The organism is Pseudomonas lactucae (assembly GCF_016937615.1).
In the GTDB taxonomy this organism is placed as follows: Bacteria; Pseudomonadota; Gammaproteobacteria; order Pseudomonadales; family Pseudomonadaceae; genus Aquipseudomonas; species Aquipseudomonas lactucae.
Genome location: NZ_JAFHKI010000002.1, coordinates 12,164 through 31,481 on the forward strand (window position 1 = coordinate 12,164; position 19,318 = coordinate 31,481).

Annotated in this window: 14 protein-coding genes and 2 pseudogenes; 10 read left to right on the top strand and 6 right to left on the bottom strand. The window is 60.1% G+C overall.

Annotation, left to right across the window (positions count from 1 at the left end; all coding sequences use genetic code 11):
• The first annotated feature begins 41 nt into the window (after window positions 1–41).
• The 7 genes and pseudogenes from tig (at window position 42) to JWR98_RS00335 (ending at window position 9,576) form a co-directional block, all read left to right on the top strand.
• A complete protein-coding gene (tig, locus tag JWR98_RS00305; RefSeq protein ID WP_078733780.1) occupies window positions 42–1,352 on the top strand; it encodes a trigger factor in 1,311 nt (436 codons plus the stop codon).
• Window positions 1,353–1,443: 91 nt separating this feature from the next.
• On the top strand, window positions 1,444–2,079 hold the full coding sequence (clpP, locus tag JWR98_RS00310) for an ATP-dependent Clp endopeptidase proteolytic subunit ClpP (protein ID WP_116626622.1): 636 nt from the start codon (window positions 1,444–1,446) through the stop codon (window positions 2,077–2,079).
• Between the two features lie 112 nt (window positions 2,080–2,191).
• On the top strand, window positions 2,192–3,475 hold the full coding sequence (gene clpX, locus JWR98_RS00315; protein ID WP_003238279.1) for an ATP-dependent Clp protease ATP-binding subunit ClpX: 1,284 nt from the start codon (window positions 2,192–2,194) through the stop codon (window positions 3,473–3,475).
• Window positions 3,476–3,635: 160 nt separating this feature from the next.
• Window positions 3,636–6,030 (top strand): annotated as a pseudogene (gene lon / locus JWR98_RS00320) (endopeptidase La).
• 150 nt (window positions 6,031–6,180) lie between these two features.
• Window positions 6,181–6,453 (top strand): HU family DNA-binding protein, encoded by a 273-nt coding sequence (locus JWR98_RS00325; protein WP_003174819.1) that lies wholly within the window; start codon window positions 6,181–6,183, stop codon window positions 6,451–6,453.
• 231 nt (window positions 6,454–6,684) lie between these two features.
• Entirely contained in the window at window positions 6,685–8,559 is a 1,875-nt protein-coding gene (locus tag JWR98_RS00330) for a SurA N-terminal domain-containing protein (protein ID WP_205489097.1), read from the top strand.
• 207 nt (window positions 8,560–8,766) lie between these two features.
• Window positions 8,767–9,576, top strand: a complete 810-nt coding sequence (locus JWR98_RS00335) for a DUF2242 domain-containing protein (protein ID WP_205489098.1) — start codon at window positions 8,767–8,769, stop codon at window positions 9,574–9,576.
• 1 nt (window position 9,577) lies between these two features.
• On the opposite strand, the pseudogene JWR98_RS00340 reads toward JWR98_RS00335, so the two are convergent.
• A pseudogene (locus JWR98_RS00340) lies at window positions 9,578–10,798 on the bottom strand (transketolase-like TK C-terminal-containing protein); the annotation flags it as partial.
• A gap of 277 nt (window positions 10,799–11,075) precedes the next feature.
• On the opposite strand from JWR98_RS00340, the gene JWR98_RS00345 reads away from it, so the two are divergent.
• Complete coding sequence (locus JWR98_RS00345) at window positions 11,076–11,213, top strand: hypothetical protein (protein ID WP_179119933.1); 138 nt, start codon at window positions 11,076–11,078, stop codon at window positions 11,211–11,213.
• A gap of 8 nt (window positions 11,214–11,221) precedes the next feature.
• On the opposite strand, the gene JWR98_RS00350 is transcribed toward JWR98_RS00345, so the two are convergent.
• A complete protein-coding gene (locus JWR98_RS00350) occupies window positions 11,222–12,256 on the bottom strand; it encodes an AraC family transcriptional regulator (RefSeq protein ID WP_078733774.1) in 1,035 nt (344 codons plus the stop codon).
• A gap of 4 nt (window positions 12,257–12,260) precedes the next feature.
• Window positions 12,261–13,391 carry a carbon-nitrogen hydrolase family protein gene (locus JWR98_RS00355; protein WP_078733773.1) on the bottom strand — a complete coding sequence of 377 codons (1,131 nt, stop codon included), beginning with the start codon at window positions 13,389–13,391 and terminating at the stop codon, window positions 12,261–12,263.
• A 212-nt stretch (window positions 13,392–13,603) separates the two neighbouring features.
• On the opposite strand from JWR98_RS00355, the gene JWR98_RS00360 reads away from it, so the two are divergent.
• Together JWR98_RS00360 and JWR98_RS00365 are read left to right on the top strand one after the other, a co-directional pair.
• The gene (locus JWR98_RS00360) at window positions 13,604–15,643 is read left to right on the top strand and encodes an NADPH-dependent 2,4-dienoyl-CoA reductase (protein ID WP_205489099.1); all 2,040 of its coding nucleotides are present in this window, start codon (window positions 13,604–13,606) and stop codon (window positions 15,641–15,643) included.
• Window positions 15,644–15,711: 68 nt separating this feature from the next.
• A complete protein-coding gene (locus JWR98_RS00365; protein ID WP_078733771.1) occupies window positions 15,712–16,602 on the top strand; it encodes a 1-aminocyclopropane-1-carboxylate deaminase/D-cysteine desulfhydrase in 891 nt (296 codons plus the stop codon).
• Here JWR98_RS00365 and JWR98_RS00370 read toward each other — a convergent pair.
• From JWR98_RS00370 to JWR98_RS00380, 3 genes are all read right to left on the bottom strand, one after another.
• A complete protein-coding gene (locus tag JWR98_RS00370) occupies window positions 16,592–17,149 on the bottom strand; it encodes a cytochrome b (protein WP_078733770.1) in 558 nt (185 codons plus the stop codon). The two genes, JWR98_RS00365 and JWR98_RS00370, sit on opposite strands and share 11 nt — an antisense overlap.
• Window positions 17,150–17,321: 172 nt before the next feature.
• Window positions 17,322–18,149: a phosphonoacetaldehyde hydrolase gene (gene phnX / locus JWR98_RS00375; RefSeq protein ID WP_078733769.1), complete on the bottom strand. Its 828-nt coding sequence runs from the start codon at window positions 18,147–18,149 to the stop codon at window positions 17,322–17,324.
• Entirely contained in the window at window positions 18,146–19,273 is a 1,128-nt protein-coding gene (locus JWR98_RS00380) for a 2-aminoethylphosphonate--pyruvate transaminase (protein ID WP_205489100.1), read from the bottom strand. Before JWR98_RS00380 ends, phnX begins: the two co-directional genes overlap by 4 nt.
• Window positions 19,274–19,318: the final 45 nt, after the last annotated feature.

Genomic DNA, 19,318 nt, shown 5'->3' on the forward strand with positions numbered 1-19,318 from the left:
TCGGAAATGGCCGGCTAACGTCTGTGCAACGAGGAATATCCATGCAAGTTTCTGTTGAAAATACTACTGCTATCGAGCGCCGCCTGAGCATCACCGTGCCAGCAGAGCGTATCGAGACTGCGGTCAACAAGCGTCTGCAGCAGACTGCCCAGAAGGCCAAGATCGCTGGTTTCCGTCCAGGCAAAGTGCCGATGAGCGAAATCAAGCGTCGTTTTGGTGCCGATGCGCGCCAGGAAGCTGTGGGTGACGTCATCCAGGCTTCCTTCTACGAAGCAGTGGTTGAGCACAAGCTGAACCCAGCGGGTTCGCCTTCGATCGAGCCTAAGTCCCTGGAAGCTGGCAAGGACCTGGAATACGTTGCCGTATTCGAAGTGTTCCCGGAGTTCCAGGTTGCCGGTTTTGAAGGTATCGAAGTCGAGCGCCTGAGCGCCGACGTTGCTGATGCCGATCTGGACAACATGCTGGAAATCCTGCGCAAGCAGAACACCCGTTTCGAAGTGGCCGACCGTGCAGCCCAGAACGAAGACCAACTGAACATCGATTTCGTAGGCAAGGTTGACGGCGAAGTGTTCGCTGGCGGTTCCGCCAAGGGCACTCAACTGGTGCTGGGCTCCAACCGCATGATCCCTGGTTTCGAAGACGGCCTGGTTGGCGCTAAAGCCGGCGAAGAGCGTGTCCTGAAGCTGGAATTCCCTGCTGACTACCAGAACCTGGACCTGGCCGGCAAAGCCGTCGAGTTCACCGTGACCGTCAACAGCGTTTCCGAGCCTAAGCTGCCAGAACTGAACGAAGAATTTTTCGCACAGTTCGGTATCAAAGAAACCGGCATCGAAGGCTTCCGCACCGAAGTTCGCAAGAATATGGAGCGCGAACTGCGTCAGGCTATCAAGTCCAAGGTCAAGAACCAGGTGATGGACGGTCTGCTGGCCGCCAATCCGATCGAAGTGCCTAAAGCTCTGCTGTCCAACGAAGTGGATCGCCTGCGCGTTCAAGCGGTCCAGCAGTTTGGTGGCAACATCAAGCCTGACCAGTTGCCGGCCGAGCTGTTCGAAGAACAAGCCAAGCGCCGCGTTGTGCTGGGCCTGGTGGTGGCTGAAGTGGTCAAGCAATTCGACCTCAAGCCTGACGAAGACCGCGTTCGCGAAATGATCCAGGAAATGGCCTCGGCCTACCAGGAGCCTGAGCAGGTCGTGGCTTGGTACTACAAGAACGACCAGCAACTGAACGAAGTACGTTCGGTTGTGCTGGAAGAACAAGTTGTGGATACTGTTCTTCAGAAGGCTAAGGTGACCGATAAAGCGGTCTCTTACGAAGAAGCAGTCAAACCGGCGCAAGCAGCACAAGCCGACTGATTGTCCAACTCGTTGGAAATATAACCATAAGCCAGCCTCGCGCTGGCTTATGCGTTTTCAAGACATGACTATTTGGGAGTAACTGCAGAGCATGTTCCGTAATTCCTATATTCAGCAGAACTCTGATATCCAGGCCGCTGGCGGCTTGGTCCCGATGGTTGTCGAGCAGTCCGCTCGTGGCGAACGCGCCTACGATATCTACTCGCGCCTGCTCAAGGAGCGAGTGATCTTTCTGGTGGGTCCGGTAGAGGACTACATGGCCAACCTGATCTGTGCGCAACTGCTGTTCCTTGAAGCGGAAAACCCGGACAAGGACATCCATCTCTACATCAACTCACCGGGCGGTTCGGTAACAGCGGGCATGTCGATCTATGACACCATGCAGTTCATCAAGCCGAACGTATCGACGACCTGTATTGGTCAGGCCTGCAGCATGGGTGCATTCCTGCTGACCGCCGGTGCCGAGGGCAAGCGTTACTGCCTGCCGAACTCGCGCGTGATGATTCACCAGCCGCTGGGCGGTTTCCAGGGCCAGGCGTCGGACATCGAAATCCACGCCAAGGAAATCCTCTTCATCCGCGAGCGCCTCAACACGCTGATGGCCAAGCACAGTGGGCACACGCTGGAAGAAATCGAGCGCGACACCAACCGCGACAACTTCATGAGCGCCGAAGCCGCACGTGAATACGGGTTGATCGACGCAGTGATCGACAAGCGCCCCGCTTAATATAAGCAGCTCAAAATAGGGCAGGTCGGATTATCCGATCACTGGCGGGCTTGAAAAAGCCCGCATTAGCCTTCATCTTGTGTTGCAAGCCTATCGGATTTGGATCGAACGAATGACTGACACCCGCAACGGCGAGGACAACGGCAAGCTGCTCTATTGCTCCTTCTGTGGCAAAAGCCAGCATGAAGTACGCAAATTGATTGCCGGCCCCTCGGTCTTTATCTGCGACGAATGCGTCGACCTGTGCAATGACATCATCCGTGAGGAGGTGCAGGAAGCCCAGGCCGAGAGCAGCGCGCATAAATTGCCTTCGCCTAAAGAAATCAGCGGCATCCTTGACCAATACGTCATCGGTCAAGAGCGTGCAAAGAAGGTTCTGGCCGTAGCGGTGTACAACCACTACAAGCGTCTGAACCAGCGTGACAAGAAAGGCGACGAAGTCGAACTCGGCAAGAGCAACATCTTGCTGATCGGTCCTACAGGCTCGGGTAAAACCCTGCTTGCAGAAACCCTCGCTCGTCTGCTCAACGTTCCCTTCACCATCGCCGACGCCACCACCCTCACCGAGGCTGGCTACGTGGGCGAGGATGTCGAGAACATCATTCAGAAACTGCTGCAGAAGTGCGACTACGACGTAGAGAAGGCCCAGATGGGTATTGTCTACATCGACGAAATCGACAAGATTTCGCGCAAATCCGACAACCCGTCGATCACCCGGGACGTTTCCGGTGAAGGCGTGCAGCAGGCGCTGTTGAAGCTGATCGAAGGCACGGTTGCTTCCGTACCGCCACAAGGCGGTCGCAAGCACCCGCAGCAGGAATTCCTTCAGGTAGACACGCGTAACATCCTGTTTATCTGTGGTGGTGCGTTCTCGGGGCTGGAAAAGGTTATTCAGCAACGTTCCACCCGTGGCGGCATTGGTTTCAGTGCAGAAGTGCGCAGCAAGGAAGAAGGCAAGAAGGTGGGCGAGTCCCTGCGTGAAGTCGAGCCTGACGATTTGGTCAAGTTCGGTCTGATCCCGGAATTCGTTGGCCGTCTGCCGGTTCTGGCCACGTTGGACGAGCTGGATGAGGCTGCTTTGATTCAGATCCTCACCGAGCCGAAAAACGCCCTGACCAAGCAGTACGCCAAGTTGTTCGAAATGGAAGGCGTGGACCTCGAGTTCCGTACCGATGCACTCAAGTCGGTGGCCAAGCGGGCACTGGAGCGCAAGACCGGTGCACGTGGCCTGCGTTCCATTCTCGAAGGCGTGTTGCTCGACACCATGTACGAAATCCCCTCGCAGTCGGAGGTGAGTAAAGTGGTGATCGACGAAAGCGTTATAGAAGGTAAGTCCAAGCCACTGTATATCTACGAAAACAGTGAGCCGACCGCCAAGGCTGCGCCAGACGCGTAAGCGCTGCGCAGTTTCGGTACAGACAAGGGGCCTTCAGGGGCCCCTTTGTTTTTTCAGAATTTTTTACTGTATTTAACTGCTGGCAATAAGCTTGTTTTTTTTGCATGCAGCCCCCATCTTGGCTTCATGCTTATTTTTCAACTGTCATAGAGGCGAAATCATGAAGACAACCATCGAATTGCCTCTCCTGCCGTTGCGTGATGTCGTCGTCTATCCGCACATGGTTATCCCGCTGTTCGTGGGGCGCGAGAAGTCTATCGAAGCCCTCGAGGCCGCGATGACGGGCGACAAGCAGATTTTGCTGTTGGCCCAGAAGAATCCAGCTGATGATGATCCGGGCGAAGACGCCCTGTATCGCGTCGGCACCGTTGCCACTGTTCTGCAACTGCTCAAACTGCCGGATGGCACCGTCAAGGTGCTGGTCGAAGGTGAGCAGCGCGGCGCGGTGGAGCGCTTCATGGAGGTGGATGGCCACCTGCGCGCCGAAGTGGCGTTGATCGACGAGGTCGAGGCCCCTGAGCGCGAGTCCGAAGTCTTTGTACGCAGCCTGCTCTCGCAGTTCGAGCAGTATGTGCAGTTGGGCAAGAAAGTCCCGGCTGAAGTCCTCTCGTCGCTCAACAGCATTGATGAGCCAAGCCGCCTGGTCGATACCATGGCCGCGCACATGGCCCTGAAGATCGAGCAGAAGCAAGACATCCTCGAAATCATCGACCTGTCGACCCGTGTCGAACACGTGCTGGCATTGTTGGATGCCGAAATCGACCTGTTGCAGGTCGAGAAGCGCATCCGTGGTCGTGTGAAAAAGCAGATGGAGCGCAGCCAGCGCGAGTACTACCTGAATGAGCAGATGAAGGCCATTCAGAAGGAGCTTGGCGACGGTGAGGAAGGCCACAACGAAATCGAAGAGCTGAAAAAGCGCATCGACGCCGCTGGTCTGCCCAAAGATGCTCTGACCAAGGCCACTGCCGAGCTGAACAAGCTCAAGCAGATGTCGCCCATGTCGGCTGAAGCCACCGTGGTGCGTTCCTACATCGACTGGCTGGTGCAAGTGCCGTGGAAAGCCCAGACCAAGGTGCGTCTGGACCTGACCCGTGCCGAAGAAATCCTCGATGCCGACCACTATGGCCTCGAAGAAGTCAAAGAGCGCATCCTCGAATATCTTGCCGTGCAGAAGCGCGTGAAGAAGATCCGCGGCCCGGTGTTGTGCCTGGTCGGTCCTCCTGGTGTGGGTAAAACCTCGCTGGCCGAGTCGATTGCCAGTGCCACCAACCGCAAGTTTGTGCGCATGGCCCTGGGTGGCGTGCGTGATGAGGCAGAAATTCGGGGGCACCGCCGTACGTACATCGGTTCTATGCCCGGTAGATTGATTCAAAAGATGACAAAAGTGGGCGTGCGCAACCCGCTGTTCCTGCTCGATGAAATCGACAAAATGGGCAGCGACATGCGTGGCGATCCGGCATCGGCGCTGCTTGAAGTGCTCGACCCGGAGCAGAACCACAATTTCAATGACCATTACCTGGAGGTCGACTACGACCTGTCTGACGTGATGTTCCTGTGCACCTCCAACTCCATGAACATTCCGCCAGCGTTGCTGGACCGATGGAGGTGATTCGTCTGCCGGGCTACACCGAAGACGAGAAAATCAACATCGCCGTCAAATACCTCGCGCCCAAACAGATTTCGGCCAATGGCCTGAAGAAGGGCGAGATCGAATTTGAGGTCGAGGCGATCCGCGATATCGTGCGCTACTACACTCGCGAGGCCGGCGTACGGGGCCTCGAGCGCCAGATTGCGAAGATTTGCCGCAAGGCGGTCAAGGAGCATGCGCTGGAAAAACGCTTCTCCGTGAAGGTCGTTGCCGACTCCCTGGAGCACTTCCTGGGTGTGAAAAAATTCCGTTACGGACTGGCCGAGCAACAGGATCAGGTAGGGCAGGTGACAGGGCTTGCGTGGACCCAGGTGGGCGGCGAATTGCTGACTATCGAAGCCGCGGTGATCCCGGGCAAGGGCCAACTGATCAAGACCGGTTCCCTGGGTGACGTGATGGTCGAGTCCATCACGCCGCGCAGACCGTGGTGCGCAGCCGCGCCCGTAGCCTGGGGATTCCCCTGGACTTCCACGAGAAGCACGACACCCACATCCACATGCCGGAAGGGGCTACGCCCAAGGACGGCCCTAGCGCAGGTGTAGGCATGTGCACCGCGCTGGTGTCGGCCCTGACCGGCATTCCGGTGCGCGCCGATGTCGCGATGACCGGGGAAATCACCTTGCGTGGCCAGGTATTGGCCATCGGTGGCCTGAAAGAGAAATTGCTGGCGGCACACCGTGGTGGCATCAAGACCGTGATCATTCCTGAAGAGAATGTTCGCGACTTGAAGGAAATTCCTGACAATATCAAGCAGGATCTGCAGATTAAACCGGTTAAATGGATTGACGAGGTCCTGCAAATTGCGCTGCAATACGCGCCGGAGCCCTTGCCGGATGTGGCTCCGGAGATAGTCGCTAAGGACGAAAAGCGAGAGTCTGATTCCAAGGAAAGAATTAGCACGCATTAATGCGATTTAGCCTGGGGGCTTCCTTGACAGTTTTTTAGAGCCCTTGTTATAAAGCGGCTCTTAAGTGTCTGTAGGCCATTCAGCACTGATTTTTTGCTGTTTACCAAAAAACTTAGAATCATACTCAATAGAAATATAAGGGGACTTAGAGTGAACAAGTCGGAACTGATTGATGCTATCGCTGCATCCGCTGATATCCCGAAAGCTGCTGCTGGCCGTGCGCTGGATGCAGTAATCGAATCCGTCACTGGCGCTCTGAAGGCCGGCGACTCCGTGGTACTGGTAGGCTTCGGTACTTTCTCTGTGACTGACCGCCCAGCTCGCACTGGCCGTAACCCACAGACTGGCAAAGCACTGCAAATCGCTGCTGCCAAGAAACCAGGTTTCAAAGCCGGTAAAGCCCTGAAAGAAGCCGTTAACTAAGCTTCGATCAAGCCTTTGCTTACCCGGGTCGGACGCAGGTCTGGCCTGGCAGCGGAGCGGTAGCTGACCCACGTATTCATTGGGTCGCCACGCCGGGGGTGAGAATTCAAATCCCCGTCCGCTCCGCCAGTTACGAGAAGGCGCATCCTCGGATGCGCCTTTCTTCTATCCGGACTCTACCCACGCTCCACGGTTGCCTATTTTTGAAGTTCAACCGTTTCTGGGGGACGCATGCTGCAAAATATCAGGGACAATTCACAAGGCTGGATTGCCAAGACCATTATCGGGATCATCGTCGCATTGATGGCGTTCACCGGTATCGAAGCCATTTTCCAGGCCTCGGGTACTAACAAGCAGGACGTGGCCAAGGTCAACGGTGAAGCCATCACCCAGCCCGAGCTGAGCCAGGCCGTCGATATGCAACGTCGCCAGCTGATGCAACAGCTCGGCAAGGATTTCGATGCTTCGCTGCTGGACGAAAAACTGCTGCGCGATGCGGCCCTCAAGGGGCTGATCGATCGCAAACTGCTGCTGCAAGGCGCCGCCGATTCGAAGTTCGGCTTCTCTGAAGCTGCGCTGGACCAGGTGATCCTGCAAACGCCGGAATTCCAGGTGGACGGCAAGTTCAATGCCGAACGCTTTGACCAGGTGATCCGTCAGTTGGGCTACAGCCGTCTGCAGTTCCGTCAGATGCTGACCCAGGAAATGCTGATCGGCCAGGTTCGCGCAGGTATTGCGGGCAGCGGTTTCGTCACTGATGCCGAAGTGCTGGCATTCGCCCGTCTGGAAAAACAGACCCGCGATTTCGCCACCGTGAACCTCAAGGCCAACCCTGCGGCGGTGAAACTCACCGACGACGAGGTCAAGGCTTACTACGACCAACACGCCAAAGAGTTCATGACCCCCGACCAGGTGGTCATCGACTATCTGGAATTGAAGAAGTCGTCCTTCTTCGACCAGGTCACCGTCAAGGATGATGAGCTGCAGGCCGCCTACGAGAAAGAAACCGCCAACCTCGCTGAGCAGCGTCGTGCCGCGCATATCCTGATTGAAGTCAACGACAAGGTCACCGAGGCGCAAGCCAAGGCCAAGATCGAAGAAATCCAGGCACGCCTGGCCAAGGGTGAGAAGTTCGACGCCCTGGCCAAGGAGTTCTCCCAGGATCCAGGCTCGGCCAACAATGGTGGCGACCTTGGCTTTGCCGGCCCTGGCGTCTACGACCCGGATTTCGAAACCGCCCTGTACGCGTTGAAGCAGGACCAGGTCTCGGCGCCGGTACGCAGTACCTTCGGTTGGCACTTGATCAAGCTGCTCGGCGTTGAAGCACCTGAAGTGCCGACGTTTGCCAGCCTGAAAGACAAGCTGACGCGTGAACTCAAGGCCCAGCAGGTCGAACAGCGTTTCGTCGAAGCAACCAAGCAATTGGAAGATGCGGCATTCGAAGCGTCCGACCTGGCTCAACCCGCGTCCGACCTCAAGCTGACCGTGCATACCTCCGTGCCATTTGGCCGTGAAGGTGGCGAAGGTGTTGCGGCCAACCGTGCCGTGGTCACCGCTGCGTTCAGCCCGGAAGTGCTGGATGAGGGAGCCAACAGCACCGCCATCGAGCTGGATCCGGAAACCATCATCGTGCTGCGTGCCAAAGAGCACCGCAAGCCTGCACAACTGCCGCTGGAAAGCGTTGCAGCGGCGATCCGCACCCAGATGGCCAAGGAACGCGCCAGCGCGGCGGCCAAGACTCACGCTGACGAGCTGATCGCCAGCCTGCGTGATGGCAAGACCCCGCTGAATCAGCCGGTCGATGGCCAGGCCTGGAAAGTCACTGAAGCGGCTAGCCGTAATGCTGAAGCGGTTGATCCTGCCGTGCTGCAAGCCCTGTTCCGCATGCCCAAGCCTGCGGCCAAGGACAAGCCGACCTTTACCACCGTGACCCTGGCTGACGGCAGCCTGGTGATCGTGCGCTTGAACGGCGTGAACGAAGCGAGCGCCCCAACGGACGAAGAAAAGGCACAATACCGCCGCTTCCTCGCTTCCCGTGTCGGCCAGCAGGACTTCGCGGCTTACCGTAAGCAGTTGGAAACCCAGGCTGACATCAAGAAGTACTGATGGCGGTTTGAATAAAAAGCCCCCGGCCTGAAAAGTCCGGGGGCTTTTTTTGCGCCGTTGTCCAGGATGGTAGAGCACCCCGCAGGTGGCAGCTGTTCCTGCAGGCCCCGTCGCATACGCCTGTGACGTTTTACCGACAGGAATGCGCGCGCCAAGGCCGCTTTCTGTTGCACAATACCGGCCAGACCGTTTTCCTCAGGATTATCAATGTCGACATCATTTTACTTGCGCAGCCTCGGGGTGGCGCTGGTGTTGGCGGGCGCCGCGGGCTGCTCGTCACCCAAGACCGCTATTTACGAACATGAGAACTTCGACGACTCCGGTACGTTTTCCCGGGATTACCCGGTCAGTGATACCGCTGCGTGCGAAGCTGCCCGGCGTGCCTTGCTGAGCCAGGGCTACATTATTACCAGCAGCGATCCGAAGCTGGTGGTGGGTAACAAGAGTTTCCAGCAGACCGGCGAAACCCATCTGCAGATCAGTTTCAACGTGGTGTGCGCCGACGACGGCAAAGGCACCCATCACTCAACGATGTTCGCCAACGCCTTGCAGGACCGCTACGCGTTGAAGAAGGTCAACAACTCGGCGAGCCTGGGTGTGGGCGTGCTGGGCTCGGTGTCGATGCCGATCGGCTCCACCGATGACTCGATGGTGAAAGTGGCCAGCGAGACCGTTTCGGCACCGAAGTTCTACGAGCGTTACTTTGCGCTGGTGGACGTGTTCCTGCCTCAGGAAGTAAAGAAGGCCGCGCATATTTCCGAGCAGCCGAAGGCGGAACTGGGTGTGCCGGAACCCAAGGCCGCACCGGCTGCCGAGAAGGTTGAAGCGCCGAAGGAGGACCCCGCCGCTTCCCAGCCTCTGGCACCGCCGGCCGAGCCTGCGCCGATCGCGCCTCAGCCAGAGCCGACAGCGACACCGACACCGACCGAGGCACCAACACCTGCACCGGCGCCGACCAATCCGGACCTGCCTGCGCCGACAGAGGCGATTCCACCGCTGCCGACGCCTGCACAATAAATCAGACCGCCGCGGGGTCGACTTTGTCGACGTTGATCCCGTAGCGTTTGATCGCCTCACTGACTTTATCGCGACCGATCACGCCGTCATCGGCCAACGCCTTCAACGCCGCCAGTGCGATGAAGTGTCGATCCACTTCGAAGAATTCGCGCAAGGTTTCCCGCGTATCCGATTGCCCGAAGCCGTCGGTGCCCAGCGCCACAAAGCGTCGGTTCGGCACGAAAGGGCGGATCTGGTCGGCGAACAGTTTCATGTAGTCCGTCGCCACCACCATCGGCCCCGTGTGTCCGGCCAGGCCTTGCTCCACATAACTCACGCGTGGCGCACTTTCCGGGTGCAACAGGTTCCAGCGCTCGGCCGCCTGCCCGTCTCGGCGCAACTCAGTGAGGCTGGTCGCACTCCACACGTTGCTGTACACGGCGAAATCCTCGGCGAGCAATCGCGCCGCCGCGATCACTTCGCGCAGGATCGAGCCGCTGCCCATCAGTTGCACCTGGGCCTGCGGGGCGACGCTCAGCGGGTACATACCCTTGAGAATGCCTTCTTCCACATCTTCGGGCATCGCCGGGTGGGGGTAGTTTTCGTTGAGCAGGGTGATGTAGTAGTAAATGTCCTCTTGCTCCACATACATGCGCCGCATGCCTTCGCGAATGATCACCGCCAGTTCGTAGGCAAAGGTTGGGTCATAGGACACACAGCACGGAATCACCGAGGCCAGGATATGGCTATGCCCATCGTCGTGCTGCAAGCCTTCGCCCATCAGCGTGGTGCGCCCGGCCGTAGCGCCCAGCAGGAAGCCACGCGCCCGCGCATCGCCTGCCGCCCAGGCCAGGTCCCCGACGCGCTGGAAGCCGAACATCGAATAGAAAATATAGAACGGCACGGTCATCAGGCCGTGGTTGCTGTAGGACGTACTCGCCGCAATCCACGAGGAAATTGCGCCGGACTCACTCAGGCCTTCCTGCATGATCTGTCCGTCTTTGCTCTCCTTGTAGTAGCTCAATTGCCCGGCGTCCTGGGGCGTATAAAGCTGGCCTACGGCGGAGTGGATGCCGATCTGCCGGAACAGGCTTTCCATGCCGAAGGTGCGTGATTCATCCGGCACGATGAGCACGATCAGCTTGCCCACCTGGGGGTCTTTGAGCAGGGTGCCGAGGATGCGTACGAACGCCATGGTGGTGGAAATGGCACGCTCGCCGGTGTCCTTGAGTTGGGTGGCGAAGAAGGGTTTGCCGATGCGCTGGAGCGCACGGCGGGGCTGGCGATGGACGCGGGTGCGCAGACTCGCAGTCGACGCAAGTCCTGAAGCACAACGAAGAGTCCCTGTGGGAGCTGGCGTTTCGAATCGTCGCACCGCCGCGATCAAACCCTTGCTACGCGTCATCCTGTTGAAGTGATGTAGATACCTAAATCCGGATAACACTGCTACGTTTACTCCCGAAGGGCAGGAATGTCATGACGCAGACTTTTTTTCGTCATGACGGCACTTTAGGCTGGCTGTGCAGGTCATTAATCCTGCAACCGCTTTTAACGAAGAAGAGGAGTCCGCGATGGACGATTATCAGGAAGAACTGCTGGAGTACCAGGCCTTTGAATGGGATCCGCTGGATCCGGCCGACGACGCCACCGAGCTGTAAGACCGACTTCAGGCGCAATGCCGTTGACTGCGGCGAAATTCGCCTGGGGTCTGGTTATTCCACCGCCTGAATGCCCGTTGAAACGCTTGGGCCGAGGCAAAACCGAGCAAGTAGGCGATCTCGCCGAACGCCAGTTCCGTATCGCGAATGTAGGTCATGGCCAGGTCGCGACGGGTATCGTTGAGAATCGCGCGGAACTGAGTGCCTTCCTCGGCCAGTTTGCGGCGCAGTGTCCAGGTCGGCAGCTTCAAGCGTGCCGCCACTTCTTCAAGGTCGGGTTCCCGGCCGCCATGGAGCATCGGCCCGAGCAGTCGGGTAATGCGCTCGCGCAGGCTGCGGGTGCGCGTCAGTTGCTCCAGTTCGCGTTCACACAGTTGCAGCAACAGTTGCCAGGTACTCGGGCAATGGTCCGGGTTGCGCAGGGCCAGGGTTAGCTGGCCGAGGCGCAGTTGATTGGCAGCGGCGCCGAAGTGGATCGGGCTGGTGCCCAACAGGCTGTAGTGTTCACTGTAGTCCGGGGCGTCGAATTCAATGTCGATCCGCTGCGCCTGTACCGGTTGTCGAGCCAGGCTGGAGAGCTGATGCAGCCAGCTGGACAGGACCGAATCCACCACAAAGCGGTTGTAGGCGTTATAGGGGCTGATGGAATAGAACCGCAGCCAGGCACCTTCCGTGTCCTCATGAAAACTCGATTGCCCACGGTAGTTGGACCCATACAGCGGCTCAAAGCGCGTCAGTGTGCGGGCGGCTTCGCGTACGGTGGGTGCCTGGGCGGCGGTGACTCCGGCCAGGCCCGCCTGGCTCAAACGGCTGAATTGGCCCATACGCAGGCCCAACGCTGGGTCGCCGGTCAGTTGAATCGCCGCATGGCCCAGGCGCATGTAGCGCGGGATCGACAAACGCGCGCCGGCTTCGGCGAGGCGGGCAGGGTCGAGACCGTATTGCAGCAGCAACGGTCGTGGGTCCAGGCCATGGCTGGCGACGGCATCGGCCAGGGTGTGCACGAAACCCACCGACAGATCTCCCAGACGCACCGGCTTCACGGCGTTACAGCCAGATATTCAGTAAGCGTGCGCCACGGGCGTCGCCGTCGGCGCTGATCTGCCCGTTGTGGCTCAGAAAGCTTTGCCCGGCGGTGCCCAGGTCCCAGAACTGCCCACGCAGGAAGACGCTCACGCCGGCGCCTGCCTGGCTCACCGGCGGCTGGCTGATCAAGGTGAGGCGGCGCCACGCTTGGCCTTCGCTGAGTTCTTCGGGTTTGAGGCTGATTTCCTGAGGCGTAGACACGCTTTTGAAGCCGCGCCACGGGCGGTCCCAGGTCTCGCGGCCGAGCACAAAGGCCGGTACCGCGATCAATTGCGCGCCGTGCTCGTTGAGCTTGCGGTAGTTGTCCGGGTACCAGCTGTCACTGCCCACCAGCACACCGAGGCGACCGGCTGGGGTATCGACCACGCTGATGATGTTTTCGTCGCCAGGCTGGATAAACCCACGCTCATCGTAGATCGGGTACAGCTGGCGCTGCGGATCGCCGACCGGCAGACCGTCCGCCGCAAACACCACGCTGGCGTTGTACAGCGCGCCGTGGCCGACCTGCAGTTGCCCCTGGCTCACACTGGGATTGGGCAGTGTGATGGAGCCGGCTACCAGCGTGACCCCGAACTCCTTGGCCAGCCCACCAAACAGCACCTGGTAATCGCGTGCCATCGCCGGCGCTTTCATGCGCAGGTAGGCGTCGTTGGTGCGGTCATCGCCGGTAGCGCTGATCCAGGCGCGCAGGAACTGCAGCGGGTTGCTGATCGATAGCCAGTGCATGGCGTCTTTGGCGTGCAGCGCCTGGTACACCTCGTTTTTTTCGCCGGTCAGCATCAGCCAGGTGCCGATATGCTCGGGCAGCACCACGATGGTCTTGTCATTGATCAGGCCTTGGTCCCGTGCGTTCTGCAGATAGGCGGCGAGTTTCAGGTGCAGGCGTTCCAGGCTCTGGTAGTCGGCGGGAAACAGCTCCGGCTGGATGCCCAGCAGGTTGCCGCGGTCGGCAGGCTGGCCCTCGTTGACGGCGAGGGTGCTGCGCAGGTCCGACAGGTAATGCGCCACGGGGCGCTCCTGAGTCCAGACCAGATACGCGGCAACGGCGGCAACCAGAGCCAGGGTGACGGTAAAAGCGAGAAGTTTGCGCATGGGGCAACAGACAACAGACCGGGTGCAGGGTTCGTTGACTAGGGTAGGGCTCTGGCAGCGGCTTGCCAAGGGGTGCTGTGCATTTGGATCAATAAGTTGTGAGTTTCGGTCATTGAGCGGTAGGGCATCGACTCTTAGTCTGTGGGATATAAACCGATGGGGCGTCATTCGAACGTCCCACGTCCCGTGATGATCCGTTGTGGAGCTGTACCATGACCGCTGCTGCCTACCCGCATCTGCTGGCCCCGTTGGACTTGGGTTTTACCACCTTGCGCAATCGTACCCTGATGGGTTCGATGCACACCGGCCTTGAAGAAAAGCCTGGCGGTTTCGAGCGCATGGCCGCCTATTTTGCCGAGCGCGCCCGTGGCGGTGTGGGCCTGATGGTTACCGGTGGCATTGGCCCGAACGATGAAGGCGGGGTGTACGCCGGCGCGGCCAAGCTGACCACCGACGAAGAAGCGCAGAAGCACAGGATCGTCACGCAGGCGGTGCACGCGGCGGGCGGCAAGATCTGCATGCAGATCCTTCACGCCGGCCGTTATGCCTACAGCCCCAAGCAGGTGGCGCCAAGCGCGATCCAGGCGCCGATCAACCCGTTCAAGCCCAAGGAATTGGACGAAGAGGGCATCGAAAAGCAGATCCGGGATTTTGTCACCTGCTCGCTCTTGGCCCAGGTGGCCGAGTACGACGGCGTGGAAATCATGGGTTCCGAAGGTTATTTCATTAACCAGTTCCTGGCCGCCCACACCAACCACCGCACCGACCGTTGGGGCGGCAGCTATGAAAACCGCATGCGCCTGGCGGTGGAAATCGTCAGCCGTGTGCGCGCAGCGGTTGGCCCGAATTTCATCATTATCTTCCGTCTGTCGATGCTCGACCTGGTGGAAGGCGGCAGCACCTGGGAAGAAATCGTGCAGTTGGCCAAGGCCATCGAGCAGGCCGGCGCGACGATTATCAACACGGGTATCGGCTGGCACGAAGCGCGTATCCCGACCATTGCCACCAAGGTGCCGCGTGGCGCGTTCAGCAAAGTGACCGCCAAATTGCGCGGTGCGGTGCGGATCCCGTTGATCACCACCAACCGCATTAACACCCCTGAAATCGCCGAGCAGATCCTTGCCGAAGGCGATGCGGACATGGTCTCCATGGCGCGGCCGTTCCTGGCCGACCCGGAGTTCGTCAACAAGGCCGCCGCCGGCCGTGCCGATGAAATCAACACCTGCATCGGCTGCAACCAAGCCTGCCTGGACCACACCTTTGGCGGCAAGCTGACGACCTGTCTGGTTAACCCGCGCGCGTGCTACGAGACCGAACTGAATTACCTGCCGGTACAACAGATCAAGAAAATTGCCGTGGTCGGCGCCGGCCCTGCCGGCCTGGCCGCTGCGACGGTCGCGGCCGAGCGGGGCCACCAAGTGACGCTGTTTGATTCGGCCAGCGAAATCGGCGGCCAATTCAACATCGCCAAGCGTGTGCCGGGCAAAGAAGAGTTTTTCGAAACCCTGCGCTACTTCAAACGCAAGTTGCAGACCACCCATGTCGAACTGTGCCTCGAGACCCGGGTGGATGTGGCGCAACTGACGGCCGGTGGCTACGACGAAATCATCCTGGCCACCGGCATTGCGCCGCGCACACCGGCCATTCCAGGCGTGGAAAACGCCAAGGTACTGAGCTATCTGGACGTGATCCTTGAACGCAAGCCGGTGGGCAAGCGTGTCGCGGTGATCGGCGCCGGTGGTATTGGTTTTGACGTGTCGGAATTCCTCGTGCATCAAGGCGTGTCCACCAGCCTGGACCGCGAAGCGTTCTGGAAGGAGTGGGGCATCGACACCCAGCTGCAAGCCCGTGGCGGCGTGGCCGGGATCAAGCCCGAGCGCCATGCGCCGGCGCGTGAGGTATTCCTGCTGCAACGCAAGGCGTCCAAGGTCGGCGACGGCCTGGGCAAGACCACCGGCTGGATCCACCGCACCGGGTTGAAGAACAAGCAGGTGCAAATGCTCAACAGTGTCGAGTACCTGAAAATCGACGACGACGGCCTGCATATCCGCATCGGCGCCGAAGGCGAGCCACAGGTGTTGGCGGTGGACAACATCGTGATTTGCGCCGGCCAGGATCCGTTGCGTGAACTGCACGACGGTCTGGTCGCGGCCGGCCAGAACGTGCACCTGATCGGCGGTGCGGACGTGGCGGCCGAGCTGGATGCCAAGCGCGCCATCAACCAGGGCTCGCGCCTTGCCGCCGAGCTGTAAAGAGCGAACGGTCAACCAAAGGTGCGGTGTTAGACTACCGCACCTTTTTTCATGCAGATGCGCCCCCAATGGGTCCCTTCGATTGGCTGCCCCAGGCTCCCCTTGAACCCTTGCAGTTGGACTGGCTGAACGGGGTCGAACTGGCCGTGCTGCGCCTGGACCGCATCGACCCGCTGATCAGCGGCAACAAGTGGTTCAAGCTCACCGAGTACCTGGCCCAGGCCCGACAGGCCGATGCCCACGGCATCATCAGCCTGGGGGGTGCCTACTCCAACCATCTGCACGCGCTTGCGGCGGCGGGGAGACGCTTTGGTTTTCCCACCGTCGGCCTGCTGCGCGGCCATCCACAAGACACACCCACTGTCCTGGACTTGAAAGCGTTCGGCATGCAGCTGCATTGGCTGGGTTACGGCGGCTATCGCGCGCGTCATGAGCCGGGTTTCTGGGCGCCTTGGCGTGAGCGTTATCCGCACCTGTCTCCCGTGCCCGAAGGGGGCGGCGGATTGGCCGGCGCAACGGGTTGCAGGGTGCTGGTCGAACAGGCCCGCGCGCAATTGAGCAACCTGGGCTGGCCCGCCTACGACGCCTGGTGGCTGGCAGCGGGCACCGGCACCACGCTGGCCGGGCTGGTATTGGCCGAGGCGGGCGTGCATCCGGTGTACGGCGCGCTGGCTGTGCCGGACGATCACGGGGTGGCGCAGAACGTGAGCGCCCTGGTGTCAGGCGGCTACGAACTGGTGGACGCCAGCCGCGGCGGTTTCGCCAAGGTCGATCCGGTGTTGCTCGATTTCATTGATACCACCGAGCAAGCCTGCGGGCTGCTACTGGAACCGCTCTACACCGGCAAGGCCCTGTTGGCGTTGAAACAACAGATCGAGGCCGGACGTATCGCGCCCGACACTCGCCTGATCTTCGTGCACACCGGTGGCCTGCAAGGTCGCCGAGGGTTTACAGGCTAGCGCGCTTGCCCGGCATCATGCGCAAGGCGGTGTTATCGCGCACCACGTAATGGTGAAAGATGCCCGCCAATGCATGCAGCCCGATCAGCCAATAACCGAGCTTGCCGAACCACACATGCCAGCCTTCAATCTGCTTGGCCAGGGCCTTGTTCTCGCCAATCAACGGCGGCAACTCCATGCCGTAGAACAGCACCGAATGCCCTTCGGCGCTGACGACCAACCAACCGGCGATCGGCATACCGATCATCAACGCATAGAGCGCCAGGTGCATCAGCGTGGCCAACAGGCTTTGCCATTGCGGCGGCGCCGGTACGATCTTCGGTGCAACCCCCAGGCTGCGTGCAAACAGGCGCAGCCACACCAGCACAAACACGGTGAGGCCGAGCATGAAGTGCATCTCGACGATCAGCGTGCGGGCGCCGCTGCCTTTGGGGAACTGGCCGCGTAACTCAATGCAGGCGTAGACCACCGCCAGCAGCACCACCATCAACCAGTGCAGCGCAATCGACATGGTGCTGTAGCGCGTATCGGAATTTTTCCACGGCATCGCTGGGTTTCCTCATTTCATCAGGGCAAGCCTGTGGTGAGGGAGCAAGCGCCCTCGCCACAGGCACAGATTTTTCACGGAACAGCATTGCGTTCTTTGGTGACGCAGTGTTTTAACTGTATGCCTGTTTTGATCGGATTGCCCGGTGCGAATGCCGCTGTTTTGACCTCTATCAGTGGCTCTGCGGCATTTCACCGCGGGCCAGGCGCTGGTTGATATCGGCGATCACCGTCGGCAGGTCGGTGAGCGTGTCGATCAGGTAATGCGGGCGTGAGCCTTCGAACATCGCCTCGATGCGCTTGCGCTCGTTGGCCAGTGTGGCGTTATCCAGGGCGCGGAACTGCTCATAGGTCAGGCCCAGCGCATTGCCGGAGCAGGTCAGTGCCACGGTCCACATTCCGGCGCGACGGCCTTCGAGGATGCCCGGCACAGTGTCGTCGACCTTCACGCATGCCGCCACATCGTCTATGCCCAGCGCGATGACGTTGGCCAGCGCCTGGGCCGGCCAGGGTCGGCCGTTGGGCACTTCGTCGGTGGCCACCACATGGTCGGCGATGTAGCCGTTGGTGGCCGCCAGTGCCACGACCTTGTCCATCACTTGTTTGGGGTAGCCGGAGCAGGAGCCAATTCTGAGACCGTGCGCACGCAGCTGGGCGATGGTGTCGAGGGCGCCAGGGATCAGTGCGGAGTGCTCGGCGATCTTTTCGATCTGCAACGGCATGAAGCGCTGGTAGATCGCGGTCACGTCGTCGTCGGTGGGCGTGCGGCCGAACGCCTCGCGGTAGCGCTCGGCGACCTGCGGCTGGTTGCACAGGGTGCGGATGTGGTCCCACTTGCCCATGCCCATCGGGCCTCGGGCTTCTTCGATAGAGACCTGCACACCGAACTCGGCGAAGGCCTCGACAAAGATCTGGGTGGGCGCGAAGGAGCCGAAGTCGACCACGGTGCCGGCCCAATCGAGGATCACGGCCTGGAGCGTGTTGGGGGCTTGATAGTTCATGGGTGCGATCCAAAGGGTGAGAGGGGGATGCCCATCGCTTGCAGTGCCTGGGCGATGGCGGTAACGGCGGCGCGCATGTCGGCTGCGTCGACATGGCCGATGCAACCGACGCGGAACGTCTCCAGCCGCGTCAATTTGCCGGGGTACAGAATGAAACCCTGGGCCTTGACCCGTTCATAGAATTCCTTGAAGCGGTAGTGCGGGTCTTGCGGGGCATGGAAGGTGACGATGATCGGCGCCTGGATATCGGCCCGCAGGAAGCTGCGCAAGCCCAGCCCGGCCATGCCGTCGAGCAACGCCTGGCAGTTGTTGGCGTAGCGTCGATGGCGTGCGGGCAGGCCGCCGTCTTCGGCGTATTGCCGCAGCGCTTCGTGCAGGGCGGCGACCACGTGGGTCGGCGGGGTGAAGCGCCATTGGCCGGTCCTGGCCATATAGCTGTGCTGGTCGAAGAGGTCCATCGCCAGGGAATGGCAATTGCCTTGGGCGGCGGCCAGCGCCTGTTTGTCGGCGAAGACGAAACCCATGCCCGGTACGCCTTCCAGGCACTTGCCCGAGGCAGCGATCAGTGCGTCGAACCGCACTTGGCGAGCATCGATAGGCAACGCGCCGAAGGAACTCATGGCGTCGATGATCAACCGTTTGCCGTGGTTGTTCACCACTTGGGCGATGTGCGCCAGCGGGTTGAGAATACCGGTGCTGGTTTCGCAGTGGACCAGCGCGACATGGGTAATGGTCGAGTCGGCATGCAGCAAGCGGTCTACATCAGCGGCAGTGGTGGGTTCGTCTTCGGCGGTTTCAAAGGTGCTGAAGTCGCGGCCGAGCACCTCGCAGATCTTCGCCAGGCGCTTGCCGTAGGCGCCGTTGATCAGCACCAGTACCTTGCCGTTGCGTGGGACCAACGTGCCGATGGCCGCTTCGACGGCAAACGTGCCGCTGCCCTGCAACGGCACGCAGTGGTGGCTGTCGGCGCCATGGAGGATCGCCAGCAGTTGCTCGCAGACGCTGGCGGTGAGTTGGTTGAAATCCTCGTCCCATGAGCCCCAATCCTGCGTCATTGCCTGACGGGTTCGAGCAGACGTGGTCAGCGGCCCGGGGGTGAGCAGGATGGGCGCGGCGGTGGTCATCGGGTGTCCTCGCAAAACAACGGGTTGACTCTACGGCGCCTAAAT